The organism is Flammeovirga agarivorans (genome assembly GCF_012641475.1).
Taxonomy (GTDB): domain Bacteria; phylum Bacteroidota; class Bacteroidia; order Cytophagales; family Flammeovirgaceae; genus Flammeovirga; species Flammeovirga agarivorans.
The window spans coordinates 33,784-52,169 of the sequence record NZ_JABAIL010000015.1 but is presented as its reverse complement, the minus strand read 5'-3'; the positions used below and the strand labels follow the sequence as shown (position 1 = coordinate 52,169).

General features: G+C 34.7%; 11 protein-coding genes. 9 read left to right on the top strand and 2 right to left on the bottom strand.

Translation table 11 applies throughout. The annotated features are described in order from the left end of the window. Positions 1 to 215: 215 nt before the first annotated feature. The 5 genes from uvrA to HGP29_RS26500 are packed head-to-tail and all read left to right on the top strand — an operon-like array spanning position 216 to position 6,228. Complete coding sequence (gene uvrA / locus HGP29_RS26520) at positions 216 to 3,035, top strand: excinuclease ABC subunit UvrA (RefSeq protein WP_168885498.1); 2,820 nt, start codon at positions 216 to 218, stop codon at positions 3,033 to 3,035. Positions 3,036 to 3,051: 16 nt separating this feature from the next. Next, on the top strand, positions 3,052 to 3,612 hold the full coding sequence (gene cobC, locus HGP29_RS26515; RefSeq protein ID WP_168885497.1) for an alpha-ribazole phosphatase family protein: 561 nt from the start codon (positions 3,052 to 3,054) through the stop codon (positions 3,610 to 3,612). Between the two features lie 8 nt (positions 3,613 to 3,620). Beyond that, positions 3,621 to 4,364, top strand: coding sequence for a segregation and condensation protein A (locus tag HGP29_RS26510; RefSeq protein ID WP_211093430.1), 744 nt, complete (start codon positions 3,621 to 3,623; stop codon positions 4,362 to 4,364). Then, the gene (locus HGP29_RS26505) at positions 4,351 to 5,502 is read left to right on the top strand and encodes a hypothetical protein (RefSeq protein ID WP_168885496.1); all 1,152 of its coding nucleotides are present in this window, start codon (positions 4,351 to 4,353) and stop codon (positions 5,500 to 5,502) included. Before HGP29_RS26510 ends, HGP29_RS26505 begins: the two co-directional genes overlap by 14 nt. A 42-nt stretch (positions 5,503 to 5,544) precedes the next feature. Continuing rightward, positions 5,545 to 6,228: a spondin domain-containing protein gene (locus tag HGP29_RS26500; RefSeq protein WP_168885495.1), complete on the top strand. Its 684-nt coding sequence runs from the start codon at positions 5,545 to 5,547 to the stop codon at positions 6,226 to 6,228. An 18-nt stretch (positions 6,229 to 6,246) separates the two neighbouring features. Here HGP29_RS26500 and HGP29_RS26495 read toward each other — a convergent pair whose 3' ends face one another. After that, a complete protein-coding gene (locus HGP29_RS26495) occupies positions 6,247 to 7,152 on the bottom strand; it encodes a mechanosensitive ion channel family protein (RefSeq protein ID WP_168885494.1) in 906 nt (301 codons plus the stop codon). A gap of 91 nt (positions 7,153 to 7,243) precedes the next feature. Beyond that, positions 7,244 to 8,905, bottom strand: a complete 1,662-nt coding sequence (locus tag HGP29_RS26490; RefSeq protein WP_168885493.1) for a S41 family peptidase — start codon at positions 8,903 to 8,905, stop codon at positions 7,244 to 7,246. Between the two features lie 299 nt (positions 8,906 to 9,204). Between HGP29_RS26490 and HGP29_RS26485 the strand changes: the two genes are divergently transcribed. The 4 genes from HGP29_RS26485 (at position 9,205) to HGP29_RS26470 (ending at position 18,290) form a co-directional block, all read left to right on the top strand. Beyond that, positions 9,205 to 10,767, top strand: coding sequence for a DUF5723 family protein (locus HGP29_RS26485; protein WP_168885492.1), 1,563 nt, complete (start codon positions 9,205 to 9,207; stop codon positions 10,765 to 10,767). Between the two features lie 137 nt (positions 10,768 to 10,904). After that, positions 10,905 to 14,054, top strand: coding sequence for a hypothetical protein (locus HGP29_RS26480; protein WP_168885491.1), 3,150 nt, complete (start codon positions 10,905 to 10,907; stop codon positions 14,052 to 14,054). Between the two features lie 228 nt (positions 14,055 to 14,282). After that, a complete protein-coding gene (locus HGP29_RS26475; protein ID WP_168885490.1) occupies positions 14,283 to 17,033 on the top strand; it encodes a TonB-dependent receptor in 2,751 nt (916 codons plus the stop codon). A gap of 39 nt (positions 17,034 to 17,072) precedes the next feature. Beyond that, the gene (locus tag HGP29_RS26470; RefSeq protein WP_168885489.1) at positions 17,073 to 18,290 is read left to right on the top strand and encodes a hypothetical protein; all 1,218 of its coding nucleotides are present in this window, start codon (positions 17,073 to 17,075) and stop codon (positions 18,288 to 18,290) included. Positions 18,291 to 18,386 lie beyond the last annotated feature (96 nt).

Here is an 18,386-nt window from a genome sequence, read left to right as displayed (position 1 = left end):
ATTATGGCAATATGTTCTTAATTCATTATTGAAAAAATTAAGATCCTTCACAAAAAGAAACAAACAAGCCACAAATTTGTCATTTATTTTCAACATAAAGTTATTCAAAAAGAATTTAACGTAAATCATCATATATTTTCCACCTAAATGATGTAAAACAACTACGATTCTTTAATTTTATATTCTGTATTTGAAGATAATCATCCTTAGATTTTATGCGTTCAGTAGATCAACTCAATCCAAAAGAATACATCATCGTTAAAGGTGCAAAAGTGAACAATCTTAAGAATGTTGATGTATCCATTCCTAGAAACAGCTTTGTTGTAATAACAGGTGTTTCCGGTTCTGGAAAATCTTCATTGGCTTTTGATACACTGTTTGCTGAAGGGCAAAGAATGTATGTGGAAAGCCTAAGTTCTTATGCTCGACAGTTTCTCGGTAGAATGGAAAAACCAGAGGTAGAGTACATTAGAGGTGTTTGCCCTGCCATTGCCGTTGAACAAAAGGTTTCTACAAAAAACCCAAGATCTACAGTAGGAACTACTACAGAAATTTATGATTATCTGAAGTTACTTTTTGCAAGAGTGGGTAAAACCTACTCACCTATTTCTGGTCAAGAAGTATCCAAGTCATCAGTGACTGATATCGTTAATTATATCTATTCTTTTGATGAGGGAACGCGATTTATTGTTTCTTGTCCTCTTACAATTCCAGAAGGAAGAGAACCTGCTGTTGCTCTTAATTTACTTCTTCAACAAGGTTTCACAAGAGTGATTTCTGAAGCAACAACGGTATACATTGAGGAGCTTGTCGAAAATATTGAAAAAGGGGAAAAAGTAGATCTTGACACCCTTGAAATGCTTATCGACAGAAATGCAGTAAAGAAATCTGACGAAGAAAATCAATTTAGAGTAGCCGATTCTATCCAAACAGCCTTATTTGAAGGACATGGTGAATGTCGAATTGAAATCATTCAGAAAGGAAAAGATAAAATTGACCGTACTTTTTCTGATAAGTTCGAAGCAGATGGTATTACGTTCGAAGAACCTAGCGTAAACCTATTTAGTTTCAATAACCCTTATGGTGCATGTAAAAGATGCGAAGGATTCGGAAAGGTATTAGGTATAGATCCAGATCTTGTTATTCCAGACAAATCATTATCTATTGTAGATGATGCCATTATGCCATGGAGAACAGAGACGATGAAAAAGTGGATCAAACCACTTACAGATAACGCACATGAAAATGGATTTCCTATTTTTAGAGCTTATGCTGAATTATCTGATGATGAAAAAGATATACTTTGGAACGGTAAAGGTAAGTTCAAAGGAATCAATGCATTTTTCAAACACCTAGAATCAAAAACGCATAAAATCCAGTACAGAGTGATGCTTTCTAGATATAGAGGTAGAACTATTTGTCCTGAATGTCATGGTTCAAGATTAAGGAAAGATGCTTCATATATTAAAATCAATGGCAAGTCGATTATAGATATTGTATTAATGCCAATATCAGAATCGAGTGTCTTCTTCAATGAAATTGATTTAACAGAACATGAACATAAAATTGCAGATCGCCTTTTAGCTGAAATTAAAAATAGACTGCAATACATGAATAAAGTAGGTTTGGGGTATCTCACTCTAAACCGTCTAACAAGTACACTTTCAGGTGGTGAATACCAACGTATTAAATTAGCAACTTCTTTAGGTAGTGCTTTGGTGGGTTCGATGTATATTCTTGATGAACCGAGTATTGGTTTACATCCTAGAGATACTCAAAACCTTATTGTAGTACTGAAAGAACTTCAAAGATTGGGCAACACAGTTATCGTAGTTGAACATGAAGAAGAAGTGATGAAGGCTGCCGATGAAATTATTGATATAGGGCCAGACGCAGGAAGCTATGGAGGAACACTACAATTCCAAGGAACGATTCAGGAAGCCATAGACCACCCTGATATTTCACATACTACAAGATACCTTAGTGGCAAATCATTTATCCCTACACCAGAAAAAAGAAGAGAATGGTCGGAATATATTGAAGTTATCGGTGCCAAAGAAAACAATCTGAAAAACGTCGATGTTAAATTCCCATTGGGAGTAGTTACTTGTGTAACTGGCGTTTCTGGTAGTGGTAAATCTACTTTGGTAAAAAGGTGTCTTACTCCTGCCCTAAATAGAGCATTGGGTAATCATACCGATGAGAAAGCCAAAATAGATCGTATAGATGGCAATATCAGTTCTATCACAAAAGTAGAATTTGTTGATCAAAACCCAATTGGGAAATCATCAAGATCTAACCCTGTTACTTATGTAAAAGCATATGATCCTATCAGGGAGTTATTTTCAAAGTTACCTCTATCAGTAAATAGAGGTTACAAACCTGCCTTTTTCTCATTTAATGTAGATGGCGGTAGATGTGAAGCCTGCCAAGGGGAAGGAACCACTAAAATCGAAATGCAGTTTATGGCTGACATTTTCCTTCCATGTGAAAGTTGTGGTGGTAAGAGATTTAAAAACGAAATACTAGAAGCAAAATATAACGACAAAAGCATATCAGATATCCTTGATCTTAGTGTGGATGAAGCTGTTGATTTCTTTAAAGGACAAAAGAAAATTATTCAACGTTTACAACCACTTTTAGATGTAGGTTTAGGTTATGTACGTCTAGGACAATCTTCAAATACCTTAAGTGGTGGTGAAGCACAAAGGGTTAAACTAGCTTCATTCCTTGCAAAAGGTACTTTAAAAGAATCAGAAAGAGTTCTTTTTGTATTTGATGAACCTACTACCGGTCTTCACTTCCATGATATTGATAAATTAATGAAAGCTATCAATGCACTTATTGAAAAAGGACATTCGGCAGTAATTATTGAACACAATGTCGAAGTGATTAAAACAGCAGATTGGGTGATCGATATTGGACCTGAAGGTGGTAAAGATGGTGGTAATATCGTATTTGAAGGAACTCCAGATGAACTGGCTCAGTTTAAAGAAGGCTTTACTGGAGGGTATGTAAAATCAGTAATTAATTAATGATCTCGTTATGAGCATGGATATTTATTTAGTCAGACATACTACTCCTAATGTGGATGCTGGCAAAACTTTATACGGACAAACAGATCTTGAATTAATTGATTCTTTCCAAGAAGAAGCAAAAGAAGTTCAACATAAAATCGGAGAGGCAACTTTAAATACAACTTATTATAGTCCTCTTATTCGTTGTAAGCAACTAGCTAAATACCTTCGATCAGACTTATATGTTCCTGATGAAAGACTAAAAGAAATTCATTATGGCGACTGGGAAATGAAGCAGTTTACCGAATTGAAAAATGAAATTAGTGAATGGTCGAAAGTTTTTGATCACAAGCCTGCACCCAATGGTGAATCACTGATGGACGTAAAATCCAGGATACAATCATTTTGGTTAGACTGCATCGAATATAAAGAAGGAAATAATATTGCTATAGTAACGCATGGTGTAGTAATGCGACTTCTTTTAGCTAATTTTTTAGAGATGCCACTAAAGAATATCTTTAGATTTCAGTTTGATTTCGGAAAAGTCATTCACCTAACAATGAATGAATCTGGAGCAATCAGAATCCATATTTAATAAATACTATGAGCTTCGAAATTAAGATTCCTATTTTTGAAGGTCCTTTCGACCTTTTACTTTTCTTTATCCAAAGAGATGAATTGGATATACATGATATTCCTATTTCGAGTATCACCAATGACTTTCTAGGGTACATGGAAGACATGGAACGTCTTAATATTGAGTTAGCCAGTGATTTTATTGTAGTGGCAGCAACACTAATGAGAATAAAAGCGAAAATGCTTTTACCTCGTGTTGAAAAAGATGAAGAAGGCAATGATATTGACCCCAGAGACGAACTAGTTAAACACTTACTAGAGTATATGAAATACAAATCTGTATTAAATACTCTAGAGGAATGGGAAACAGAGATGTTAGATAGAGAAAAAAGAGGAAATCTAACTTCAGAAATCAATAAAATTGAGGAAGAAATAGGTGTTGAAACCGAACTTCAGAATGTAGATTTATTTAGTCTTTTACGTTTCTACCAAGGAGCTATGAAGCGTTTAGAAGCAGAAGATAATGCACCAAGGCATCAAGTCATAAAATATCCTTACTCTCAAGAGGAACGTCAGAGTAGTATCTTAAAAACTTTAGTAGATCGTCCGAAATTTAGTTTTATAGAACTAGTTGAAGCCGATTTTAATAACGTAGCTATCGTTTTTAACTTCTTAGCAGTTCTTGAATTATTATCTCAGAATAAAATTACTATCGAAGTGCATGAAGGTTTCAATAACTTCGACATTAAGCGAATAGATGATGCTGCTTAAGTTTAGCAAATCGTATGCTCATCAGTTTCTACTTTTATTACTTTGGTCAATTGTCCAAGGTCTTTTATGGTTTATTATTGGCCCCAAAATAGGAGCTGACTCTGATTTATATTTTACTCTAGCAGAAGAACTTCATCGATTAGAATTCCCTTTAAACAGAACACTACTATATTCTAGTTACTCACTTTTTATATTAGTTTCTCAAACTTTATTTAGTGGAAAGTTTTCTGTTCTTTTTTTTCATTTACTGTTTAACGGATTATCTATCCTTGCATTCTATTCAATCATTGCTAACACTTCTGAAAATAAAAAAACAGCTCTGATCGGGAGTATTATTTATTGTCTCTATCTCCCTCTACATGAATGGAATTTTATTGTATATGGAGAATCTATATTTACATCCTTTACTATTTTCTGCATTTACTTTATAGTGACCAAAAAATATAAATTGTTATTGATCACTTTATTGATTACTGTTTTTTGTCGACCTACAAGTTTATTGTTTTTATTAGCTCTATTTATAGGATGGGCCTATCAGAAATATAAAAATGGGAATTATAGCCAAAGGGTCACTTTATTTTTGATGGGAATTATAAGTCTCACATTAGGTATACTATTTCATCAAGCCTTAGAGTATTATGGTCCTTTTATGATTGAGGGGTATTTGATTCCTGAAATCATTTACTTTAGAAATTCACTAGGAGTTTCTCCTCCAATAAACCCCTACATTCCTTCAGAAGATGATGATATCATTATTCAGCTATTCCTCTTTGTACTTAATAATTGGTGGTATTTCCTAAAAATAACGCTGATAAAAGGAGCACTGTTCTTTGGTAATATCAAACCATATTATTCTTTACCACATAATCTACTTATCATCTTATTATTGTATCCACTTTATTACTTTGCTTTCAGAAAGTGTTTGAAAAAAGATAGGTTGAAGTTCATAGATATATTTTGTATCACTTATATCCTCTTACAAGGTTTTACAGTTAGTATCACAAGTGAAAATTGGGACGGGCGTTTCATTATACCAATAATACCATTTATCATATACCTTTCTTGTTTTGAGATATACAATACATTGAAAAAGAATCGGGCACTGATCACTTTTGTGAGATACTTCACACTTCATTAAGAATCATCTCCTTACATTTGTAATAAAACAACTGCTACTACTATGAAAAAAACGATCTCATTATTGCTACTTAGTTTTATGTTTTCATGTTCAGATACTACTGATCAAGTAGATGATATTATCACCCCAGATGAAGAAACGATACGTTATGAGGTAACTTTCCAAGGAACTTGGTCAGATGCATCACACCCAAATACACACCCTTCAAACTCACATTTTTCGGGTGTAATAGGAATGTCGCATAACGGGTCTGCCTATTTACCCACTGAAGACGACCTAGCTTCTGAAGGTCTCAAGGTAATGGCTGAAACTGGAGGTAAAAGTCCATTAATATCAGAAATAAATGCACTGATTGATACAAAATCTGCTGAAACACTTATTAGTGAAGGTGGTTTAGGAAGCGGTAGTTCTTCTATTTCATTTACTTTGGAAGTTACAAACAATAATCCGTATGTCACTTTTTACTCTATGATTGCTCCGAGTCCTGATTGGTATGTAGCTGTAGAAAACCTAAACCTTTATCAAAACGATATATGGGTAGATTCTTTGACTATTATACCAACTCACTATGATGCTGGAACAGATTCAGGAACAACATTTGATGCTCCGAATAGTCCAACAACACCACAACAAAAAATTTATCCTTTAAGCAGTATTTCTCTTGGCAATGAAGAAGCTGCAATAACTCCTCTTGCATTATTTACCTTTAGGAAAATTGAAGAGTAAGTAATAAAAAAAGGGAGATTAATTCTCCCTTACTTCTTCTGGTCTTGAAATCTGTAAATTTTCCCATCCGCTCCCAATATTTAAATCTCTCTGAGGGAATGGTATTGATATGCCTTCTTCTTTAAATCGCTCAAACAATGCGTAATAAATATTACTCTTTAATACCATTGGTTGAGAATAGTATTTCACAGTCCAAACATTTAATATAAAATTGATAGAGTTATCTCCCCATTCCGTAAATATTAAATCAGGTGTTGGAGTCTGAAGAATACCATCTATCTTTTTCACTACATCCAGTGTAATCCTCTTTACTTCTTTTGGATCCTCATTGTATGAAACACCAATAGGAATACCTATTCTAACCCTACGTTCATTATGCGACCAGTTGATAACATTATTTGATATAAACTGAGAGTTAGGAACAATTACCGTAATATTATCATTAGTTTGAATGGTGGATGACCTTGAATTGATCTCTACTACTTTTCCTCGAATACTATCCACTTCAATCATATCTCCCACCTTTATGGGTTGTTCAAATAATATAATGATACCTGATATGAAGTTGTCTGCAATTGTCTGTAAACCAAATCCAATACCCACACCCAGTGCACCAATCAAAACAGATAAAGAATTGAGATTAATACCTGATGATTGAAAAATGACAATACAGCCTATACTTATAAAGGCATACCTAAATATTGTTCCTATGTTATAACTAACCGACTCATCTAAACCATATTTAGGTAAGATATTTCGGGCTAACATATTCCTAAACTTGCTCGATATAACAAATACAGCAACAAATGCCAATAAGATACCGAGAATAGATAATGGTGTAAATTCCTTTCCTCCTATATTCATAGGATAAGTAAATACATCTACTAACAGTTCGAATATATTGCTTTCAGAGAGGTCAAACATGATGATGAATAAATTACGTTTAATCGAAAATAATAAAAGGCTACCACTATTGGTAACCTTTTATATCTAAAAATAGAAAATATCACCTGGATTAATTACCAGACAAAATCTTATTATATCTCGCTTCATCGTTTAACACATTTACTGCCTCAATAATATCAAGGTCTGCAGTAAAAGTAGATTCTGTTTCTCCTGCTTCTAAATAGTATCTTTTGGCAATTTCTGCTTCTAAGATATCCTTAATTTCATCTTTGAATTTTATGACATCAGATTCTTTATTATGATAAACCTTCTTTTTCAAGTCTTCAATTTCAGCTTGAATATCATCATAATATTTATCCTCTTTTGCACTTTCTTCAAGCTCTTCGATTGTAGCTTCTACTTTAGTATGATAGCCATAATCTTTATCTTTTAACCATGTGACAAAATTTTCAAACTGAGCATCTGACAACTCAAATTCTCTTGCCGGTGCAATTGACTCATTCTCATAATGGAATTTCGTTGCATAATCGAAGATCAAACCTTTTAATATTAAGCTCACTGAAATTTGAGCGAAATTAAATGGCTTTACATCAACATCTGGTGCTACTCCACCACCATCTAAAACGATACGTCCATTAGCCGTTTTAAATTTCTCTCTTAGTGAATCTGCAACTACGATTGCCTCACCATCTTCATTTCTATGGCTATAATCGATCGCTTGTATACATCTTCCACTTGGAATATAGTATTTAGCTACCGTTACTTTTAATCTTGAATTATAATCCAAAGGTCTTGTTGCCTGTACCAATCCTTTACCAAATGATTTACTTCCAAGAAGAACTCCTCTATCATAATCTTGGATAGAACCTGATACAATCTCGGCTGCAGAGGCAGAACCACCATTAATTAATACTGCAATAGGAATATCAGTATCCAATGGAGCATTTAATGCTTTATAGGTTTTATTCCAGTCTTCAATGCGACCTTTTGTGTAAACCACATCCGACCCCTTTGGAACAAATAAGTTGACAATATTTACAGCTTCGTTCAATAAACCACCAGGATTTCCTCTCAAATCGATGATGACTTTATTTGCTCCTCTATCTTTTAATTCTACTAATGCGTCTGCTACTTCCTTACTTGCATTTCGAGTAAAATCAGTCAGTTGAATTAAACCAATATTATCTGTAACCATACCATAGTAAGGAACATTATTGATTTGAATTTTCTCTCTTTTTACTTTAACATCAAACGGTTGGTCTACACCATATCTTTTAATAGTTAAAACTACTTCTGATCCCGCCTGACCTTTTAAGTATTTACTAATTTCGTCTGTATTTTTCCCTTCAATATCTTCGCCACCTACTTTTTGAATAATATCTCCAATTTGTAGACCTGCTTCATATGCTGGGTATCCTTCATTTGGTAAAATCACAGTAATATCACCATCTCTATTACCAACTACAACACCGAGTCCACCGTACTCACCGGTCGTCATCGTTCTGTAATCTTCAATACGATCTTCAGGGATATAATTTGTATATGGATCAAGAGTGGCTAACATTGCTTCAATCCCAGTTGTCATCATCTCAGAAGGGTTCACATCATCTACATAATATGTATTCACTTCTTGATATAATTGAGCAAAAATTTTCATGTTTTTAGCAATCTCAAAATAGTGATTACTGACCTTATTGCTCGAAAATGAAAATAGGACAATAGGAATAATTCCTAAGGACACAAATACAGCTATTCTTTTTTTCAAACGCATATTTTTCTAGTGATTTTAATAATGAGAGGAATGAAGCAGTAGCAAAAGATACTTCATCATTTATTAAAGTTAATAGAATATTACTCAAAAAACACTACATTTTTAAGACTTCAAGAAATTTATTATAACTATTTAAAAAACTTCAATTTTAAGCTGATTATCACAATACCTAAAATAAATCCAATAATGGTATTAATTTCAGTAGAGTATTTTATATATTTACTTTTCTTAACATCTGATAAACTGTCTTCATTGAAACTTAAATTTTAGAGGCACCACAAAACTATCTTCAAGCTGATATGAAATTCTCAAAAATATATCTACTTTTTACTTTTGTTATACTAATAAGCTTACGTTCACCCATTTTTGCTCAAATGGAAGGTAGTGTGTATTCTGTCACTGGTAGAGGTGGTGTGGGTACTACTTTCGTCACTGATTACCAAAGCATTGGAATCAACCCTGCCAACTTAGCGATTAAAAAGAACTACAGAGATCCAAAATTCACTTTCGGACTATTAGAAACAAATGTTATTTTCTCTTCAGAAGCCATCAATACTGATGAACTTTTGGGAGCAATTACAAATTATAAATCCACTAGGTTTACATTAGACCAAAAAGACGAAGCTGTTCAAAAGTTTTCAAACAAAACAACTACAATAGATGCTTCTGTTATGCTTTTTGGTGCTAGTATGCAACTTCCAAAAAAATGGGGTGGCTTAGCCATCAGTGTCAGAGATAATATTCATACTAGAGTAACAACAAATGACTTTGCCGCAGAGCTGATGTTCTATGGAGCAACCAGTAGCTATTTCCCAAAATTGGAATTAGCAAATGGAGATTACATTGACAACCCTAGACATACCGGTGTTGGAGAATTAACAGAAGATCAGAGAAATCAAGTAGTAGGCGGTACTTTTGAGGATTTGGATAATGCTCAAAACTACAGTGAAGTATTAAGTGGTACGAAGACAAAGTCAACTTGGACCAGAGAATACAACGTAGCTTGGGGAGCACAAATATTAGAAACTTACGACCTTTCTATCTATGCCGGTATTGGTGCTCGATATATTCAGGGATTACTCATCATGGACTTTGAAGTAGGAAGTAATGGAGAGTGGAACCAACCAATCTTCTCTTCATCATTGATCAATCAGCAAGATATTCTTTCTGCAGCTTCCTTAGATTCTATCTCTCAATTTAGAAATGTTGATAGTGATAATCGATCAATGACGGAGAAAATTTTACTACCAAAGCCTGCTGGTCATGGTTATGGTATCGACTTCGGATTGACGTTTGTAATCAAAAGAAATTTAAGAGTTGGGGCATCTATCTCTAACTTTGGAGAGATGACTTGGAAAGGTGAAATTTATGATATCAACGACGGGGAACTAGGAAGAATTAATGGTCAAGGTTTTGACAACTATAATATCCTAATTAGTGATCAGAGTGCTTTCCAATTCGCAGGAACCAATTCCCCTCTAAATTGGGAAGTAGAAGAAAGAACAGAGACTATAGAATTACCAACAGTGGTAAGATTTGGTTCTAGTTACGAATTCTTCCGTCTAATACATGTAGGTGTAGATGTCATCCTTCCTCTTAACGATGCTCCAGGTAGTTTAGAAAGACCATTCTATGCAATTGGTGGTGATTTCAGACCTATCAAATCCTTTTCTTTTTCTACTGGATTTAACTACGGAGGTAATAACGAAGTATATAACTTCCCTCTTGGTATCACCTATCACTCTCGTAAAGGAGGATACGAAGCAGGAGTTTCTACACATGATGTTCTTTCGTATTTTGCTAGAGATAAAGATAGTAGTACAATTTCTATCGCTGGTGGTTTCTTAAGGTTCAAATTATAAGATCCCTTTGATAGAGAATAATAAACTCATTTTCATAAGTGATGTATAGCATTTTCAAGGCTTTATACATCACTTATTTTTTATTTGCCCAATATTTGTATAGTATCTATTATCACAATAGATGTTCAATAGAGATCATGACACAAAAATTAAGATATATACTCTCCACTTTATTTTTATTATTTGCTTTTCAAGCGAATGCCCAATTTGGGGTGTTTATTGAAAACGGTGATTTGGTAAATACGAGAGAAGTGAAGTTAATACTTAATGTTCCTGATGCCTATAAAATGAAAATCAGTAACCACTTCGATTTTCATGATAGTGAATGGAAAAATTACCAAAGAACTCACTTCTGGAATCTTTTAAAAGACGACGGTGAAAAAGAAGTCTTCGTAAAGTTTCAACTTCATAATGGACAGGTAACTGATGTTTTTGTTGCTTACACCATATTAGATACAAAACCACCATTTGGAGGGCGAGTGAGCTTCTCTAGAGGTAACTATACGAAAAAAAGAAGAGTAGAAATTGACCTAAAATGTCAAAATGCTACTTGGATGAACTTAAGCAATACAGGTGTTTTCAGTAACGACGACTGGATTCCCTACAGAAAACATGTACATTCTTGGATGTTGCTTTCTGGAGACGGAATCAAAAAAATATATGTCAAGTTCAAGGACAATGCAGGAAATGAAACAAAAGTTTATACCGACCATATCAAACTTGACACAAAAGCTCCAACCCCTCAGTATATAGATATTGTACCCGACTTTGCGGTTGTTGATGAAGAGAAAAACATCAAGTACGTTAACCAACATAACCGACTTGTGAGTCTAGAATTGGGAGCAAAAGGAGCAGAATACATGAAGCTTAGTAACAGTATGAACTTCTATGGACACAAATGGAGACGCTACATGGACTTCATTGATGAGTGGGAAATGGAAGATGATATTTTTGAGGGCTATCGTGGTGTTTATGTTCGCTTCAGAGATAAAGCAGGTAATGAATCCGGTACAATACATACACAAATATATGTAGATACTAAACCTCCTATTAACCCAAGAATTACCGTCAATAATGGTGATGAATATACAAAGTCAACTAAAGTAGCTCTACAACTAAGAGCCACAGATGCCGTTGAGATGCGTATTGCCAATGATAAAGATTTTGATTCTGCAGGAGAATGGGAACCTTTTTCACCTGTAAAAATGTGGGAACTAGAAGGAGGAGAAACAGGTAAAAGAGAAATTTGGGTTTCATATAGAGATAAAGCCAAAAATCAATCATTACCAATCAAAACAGAAATTGAGTACGACAAAGATCCTCCAGTAGATGGTGAAATTTATATCCAAGGAGATATCAAAACAACAACTGATAATCAAGTAAGAATTAGAGTAAGAGCTAAAGGTGCTTTAATGATGAGAGTTGGTGTTGATGAAGAATTTGATAATACTCACTGGAGAGAATACTCTACTGCCCCATTCACACAATATATTGGTAATAAAGGCGGTGATAGAAAAATCTATGTCCAATTTAGAGATAGAGCAAGAAACGTCTCAGAGGTATTTGAAAAAACAATTTTCAAAGAAATAAGACCGCTTTCTCCACAAATCACTATCGATGAAAATAGTGAATACAATACAAGGGAAGATGGTAAGGTAAGTCTATTTGTATACTGCCTGAATGCAACAAAAATGCGTATTAGTACCTCTTCTCGTTTTGAAGATGTAGAATGGGTAGATTTCCAAAAACACATTGACTTCAACCTCAAAAAGCCGGATGGAAACAAAACGATCTATGCTCAATTCAAGACAGAAACGGAAACTGAAAGTAGAGTAGTAAGTGATGAAATTATTTGGGACATTACTCCTCCATTAAATCCATCGATGGAGTTAACAGTATTACCAACAGAGTCTAGAATCTACTATACAAAAGACTACATTGTAAAGGTGAAAGCTCAAGACGCTGTAGCCATGCAAATAACTGAAGATTCTTCTTTCTATACTGCTTCATGGAAACCATACATCGAAACACCTTTCTATTATGGTATGAGTGTAAAAGGTGGACCAAGAGGATATAGAAATTTATACATCAGGTTTAAAGATTTTGCAGGAAATATTTCAGAACCATTAAGTAAGCGTCTTTATTTTGATGCAACAGCACCTCAAAATTTAGCTGTAAATATTCATGTACCTGAAATACCAGAAAATATCGCTGTACCTAAAAGCTACACATATATAAGAGATGTCGCTTTAGATATGCAAATGATTGCTGATTCAGCTTATTATATGAGAGTTGCCGATAATCCTACTTGGGAAGGTGTAGACTGGATCGCATATAAGGAAAAATACAACTACCCATTAAAAGGAGAAGAAGGTAAAAAGACCATTTATGTTCAATTCAAGGATGATCACGATAATGTTACCCGTATCATCAAGAAGAATATTATTTGGGACCGAGATCCACCAGAACAACCTCAATTAATTATTGACAACAATAATCCATATACAAGGAATCCAAGAAGAGAGGTTTTACTCAACCCTATATGTAAGGGAGCTGATTTTATGGTTATTTCAAATAATCCTGATTTCTCTGATGGGTATTGGACGCACTATCGTTCTAGAGTAAAATGGACTTTACCTGAAGAAGATGGTGAAAAAAATATCTATGTGAAATATTATGATTATGCAGGAAACGAATCTTTCCAAGCAGTATCTCACATTGTATTAGATAGAACACAGCCTGTGGCAACAGATATTACAATCAATAATGGAGATCCATTAACAAATCTATTGAACGTAGATTTAAAGATTAATGCAGACAATGCCACTGAAATGATTATCTCTAATGATTATTCATTTGCTGCTCCATCTACATGGGAACCTTTCAGAAGATCTAAGAAGTGGAAACTTAGAAATCAAGATGGTGTTGCCAAGGTATATGTAAAAGTAAGAAACAGAGCAGGCGAACAATCAAAACCAATCTTTGCTTCTATTACTTTAGATACAGATCATCCTATTCTTTATACCTTAGAGTTTAATAATGGAGCTACAGGAACAGAAAGTGAAGAAGTGACTGTAAGAACCCACGTATCTGAAGGTACCGTTCAAATGCAGCTATCAAATAGTTCTAACTTTAACGGAGCAACATGGATCGACTATTCTCCTGAAGTTCGTTGGAACCTAGGAGGTAGAGGTAGAAGAACCGTTTATGTAAGATTTAAAGATGAAGTTGGTAACGTTTCTCAACCATTAAGTCATCAAATTGTTGTCTTCGAGAATGTAAAATAAGATGCCTTTGGTATCTAAAAAATAAAAGTCACTTGATTTAATTCATCAAGTGACTTTTTTATTAACAGGTATTTTATAAATTAACAACATACACAATATCAAGTTTTTAACACCTTAACATTAACATCATACACAATTTTTTCATTTAATATTTTCTTTACTTTTTGTAGAATTCGATGAGATATACCTCGCCTACTTTTGCAGACGTAAAAAATATCAATCGAAAAAATGAAGAACCTAATTTTCTTAATTTTACTTACTTCAATTGGACTAACATCTTGGGCACAAAAAGGTACGATCTCGGGTACCGTCTATGATGCTGAAACAGGAGAAGAAATAATTGGTGCGAGTGTAATCATTAATGGCACCACCACAGGTGCATCTACTGATATCTTTGGTAAGTTTTCATTTCCTGCTAACCAAGGTGAACATGAAATTCTAGCCACTTTTATCGGATACAAAGCTACCACTCAAACTGTATTGGTGAAGGAAGGACAGACCTCTACAATTCAATTCTCTTTGGGTATTGATGCACAAGAATTAGATGCAGTAGAAATTGTTGGAAAAGCTAATAAAGAAAGCTCTGAAGCATTAATGGTAGAGAGAAAGAATTCTGATGTAATGATTCAATCTATCGGTGCTGAAGAAATGTCAGTGAAAGGGATCTCAGATGTTGAAGGAGCAATGACTCAAATATCTGGTGTTTCAAAAGTAAGTGGAAAAGGATTATTCGTTAGAGGCCTTGGTGATAGATACAATAATGCCACTATGAATGGCCTACCCATCCCTTCTACAAATCCTGATCTTAAAATGATTCCCCTATCCATCTTCCCTTCTGATTTAGTTAAGAATATAAGCGTTTCTAAAACTGCTTCTCCTGAGTTATATGGTGATTTTTCAGGTGCCAATGTAGATATTATTCTAAAGGATTACCCTGATGAGCCATTTTTCACTTTTGGAGTATCGGGTACATATAACAGTCAAGCTACTTTCCAAGACTTTAAAACACATGCTGATGGGCAATTTGAAGGATTAGGGTTTAACGGAAACGCGAGACCAATGCCTCCAGGCGGAGTACCTCCAACTATCGGAAATGAAGTAGGTACTTACGAAACTTCATGGAGTCCATCCACTGTAAAAGCCCCCATAGCTATCAACTTCAATACTTCTGGAGGTAAATTCTGGAATATAGGTAGCGAAGGTGGAATTGGTTTTGTCGCATCACTTGCTCATAATAACAAGTATGAACATAGAAGTGGAAAACTAGCTGCTTATAATGCACAAGCTAGCCCTACTGTAGATTATGAAAGAGATCAATGGATCTATTCTACAAATACTTCTGCATTAGCAAACCTTACTTTTAAAATCAATAACCGTCATAAGTTCAACATCAATAATATCTTAGTCAACGAATCATTTAATACTGTTGATGAGAACTATGGCTATCATAGAGACTTTGACCAGAACAACCTTTTAGTTCGAAGAAATACTTATATCCAAAATACAATTTGGGTAGCCCAATTTACTGGAGACCATTCCTTTCTAGAAAATGATCGATTAAACTTCAATTGGGGTGTATCTAGATCTGAAACAAGCAGTCAAGAGCCAGATAGGAAACAATTATTATTCACAGGTAAAGGAGAAAATGTCAACTTATTCACATTAAACCCTGTTGATAATCATCGCTATTGGGGCGATATGGGAGAAGTAGAATATGCAGCAAAAGGAGAGATTAAATATGGATTAGGAGCGTTTGATCGCGATTCTGATAAATATAGAAGCAATCTTCGATTAGGCTATCAAGGGAAAGTAAAAACAAGAGAGTTTAATTGGTATCAAACTGGACTTTACGGATCAGGAGCAAATGGTATTGATTCAGAAAATCCAAATGACCAGATTAATAAGTGGTTACAAGATGGCACATTAGAACATAGGCCGTATAGAGTTGCTGATACATATTTTAAAGCTGAAATGGAAGTACATTCATTCTATACAGGATACGATTACGATATCATTCCTAACCGTTTGAAAATGAATGTAGGTATCAGAACTGAAGTAGGACGCCAATATGTAAAATACAGACTTAGAGAAGATGCTCTTGATGCTCCTTTTAGAGAAAATGTATACAACTCCACTGAGTTCTTACCTTCTGCCAACTTCAAGTATACCATCAATGAGCAGTCCAATATGCGTTTTGCGGCTAGTAAAACAATCACTAGACCTGGTATGAGAGAAATTATTCCTTTTGAATACCAAAGTGTTGCTGGTGGAGAGTCCATTATTGGTAATCCCAACCTAAGAAATGCGGAAAACTATAACCTAGATCTTAAGTATGAAATCTTCCCTAATTCTGGAGAAATATTCGCCATCGGAGCATTCGGAAAACTACTTGATAACCCAATTGAGAGAGTAACTAAAGCTGCCGCAGGTAACCTTTATACTTATGAAAATGTCGGAGAAGCCGTAGTCGCAGGTATAGAATTAGAATTCCAAAAGAAACTCGATAATGTATTCAATACCGGAAGTACAGTTTTACAGAATACAACTTTCGGTATAAACGGTACCTTGATGTACTCTAGAATGAAAATTGGAGACGATGTGAGTACTGTAGTAACTAACAGAGAAAGAGCATTACAAGGTGCTTCACCATATATTCTAAATACCAATATTGGTTACAATCAAGAGTGGTTAAATGGAGATATCAACTCATCATTTATGCTTAACTATACCACTTTTGGAGACCGCCTTTATGCATCAGGTTCTTACGGTGCGGGTGATATCTATGAAAAATCATTTGGCACATTAGATCTGATCATCAGAAATAAAATAAAAAAGAATCTTAGTCTGAACATTTCCGCTAAAAACTTACTGAATCCTTCTATCGAAAGATATCAAGAATTTGATGGAGGAATCACAAAACCAATTTCCTCATATAAGAGAGGTATGGAAATCGGTATCGGACTATCCTATACATTTTAGTAAACCTTAAAAATCAATCAAGTCTTAAATTCTATTAGAATGAAAAATTACTTTAAAACTCTAGCTGTTGCAGGTGTTTCTGCACTAACGGTATTTTCTTCATGCGAAAAAAGTGAAAACAACAACACTCCAAACCCTGAATTAGACGGAGAAGCTTTAGCTCAATTCTTAACTGAAAACAATCCTATTAATGCCAATGGTGAAGCCAGCGGATGGGATATGCCAGAATGGGCTGTTGATGCTGATTATGAAGGAACACAGACAGATGTTAGCAATGCGGATACACTTCCACAAGTAATTGATCAAAACCTAACGCTAGCAGCTCATTCTACCTGGTTTTTGAAAGGTGGTGTACATGTAAAAGCTAACGCGACACTAACTATCGAAGAAGGTGTACATATCGTAGACCCTGACGAAGATGGTGTTTCTTATTTGATGATTGAGCAGGATGCAAAAATTATTGCAAAAGGTACAGCTGAAAACATGATTGTCTTCACTACAGAAGATGCTCCAACAAAAGGTAAACCTGGATCATGGGGTGGTATTATTATCAATGGTCATGCTCCTATTAACAATGGTGATGATACAGGTAGAGCAGTACCCGAAGTTTCTGGCCCTGGTATTTGGTACGGTGGTCACAATCCATCAGATAATTCAGGTATCCTTGAGTTCGTTCGTTTAGAGTTTGGTGGTAACCAAATTACAGCAGATAAAGAGCACAATGGATTTACATTCAATGGTGTAGGTAACGGTACTGTATTACGTAATCTACAAGCACATAAAGGTGCTGATGATGGATTCGAATGGTTTGGTGGTACTGTTAACGCAGAAAACTTAGTATCAACCGATAATGGTGATGATTCTTTTGACTGGACAGAAGGTTGGGTAGGAACAGCTGAAAACCTTTATGGTAAAAACACTACTCAAGGGGATAGAGGATTAGAAGGTGACAACAATCAAAATAATAATGCGATGGAACCATTCTCATTCCCAACACTAAGAAACGTTACATTAATCGCACATTCTGGTAACCAATCACAAGGTTTAAAATTAAGAGAAGGTACGAAAGTGAAGCTTGAAAATATCAAGGTAGAAGGCTATCCAACAGGTGTTAGTATTGAGCATAACATCACATTAGTACATGTTCATGAAACTTACTTCCCTGAAGAAGGTAAAGAGCCTGCCAACTCATTTACTGTAAATAATTTATCTGTTTCTGATGCTCAAACTCCTATTGAGTACAAAGCTAGCAGATAATGAAAATATTGAGTAGGGCTACTGTATATCTTCATTTTTTTGGAACCCTGCTCATACAATAGGCTTGAGAAACCTATTTCTATTAACTGAAAACCA

What these genes read in the sequence shown, in the direction of transcription:
- uvrA (WP_168885498.1), top strand. Translation starts at nt 216, where the DNA reads ATGCGTTCAGTAGATCAACTCAATCCAAAAGAATACATCATCGTTAAA.
- cobC (WP_168885497.1), top strand. Translation starts at nt 3,052, where the DNA reads ATGGATATTTATTTAGTCAGACATACTACTCCTAATGTGGATGCTGGC.
- HGP29_RS26510 (WP_211093430.1), top strand. Translation starts at nt 3,621, where the DNA reads ATGAGCTTCGAAATTAAGATTCCTATTTTTGAAGGTCCTTTCGACCTT.
- HGP29_RS26505 (WP_168885496.1), top strand. Translation starts at nt 4,351, where the DNA reads ATGATGCTGCTTAAGTTTAGCAAATCGTATGCTCATCAGTTTCTACTT.
- HGP29_RS26500 (WP_168885495.1), top strand. Translation starts at nt 5,545, where the DNA reads ATGAAAAAAACGATCTCATTATTGCTACTTAGTTTTATGTTTTCATGT.
- HGP29_RS26495 (WP_168885494.1), bottom strand. Translation starts at nt 7,152, where the DNA reads ATGTTTGACCTCTCTGAAAGCAATATATTCGAACTGTTAGTAGATGTA.
- HGP29_RS26490 (WP_168885493.1), bottom strand. Translation starts at nt 8,905, where the DNA reads ATGCGTTTGAAAAAAAGAATAGCTGTATTTGTGTCCTTAGGAATTATT.
- HGP29_RS26485 (WP_168885492.1), top strand. Translation starts at nt 9,205, where the DNA reads ATGAAATTCTCAAAAATATATCTACTTTTTACTTTTGTTATACTAATA.
- HGP29_RS26480 (WP_168885491.1), top strand. Translation starts at nt 10,905, where the DNA reads ATGACACAAAAATTAAGATATATACTCTCCACTTTATTTTTATTATTT.
- HGP29_RS26475 (WP_168885490.1), top strand. Translation starts at nt 14,283, where the DNA reads ATGAAGAACCTAATTTTCTTAATTTTACTTACTTCAATTGGACTAACA.
- HGP29_RS26470 (WP_168885489.1), top strand. Translation starts at nt 17,073, where the DNA reads ATGAAAAATTACTTTAAAACTCTAGCTGTTGCAGGTGTTTCTGCACTA.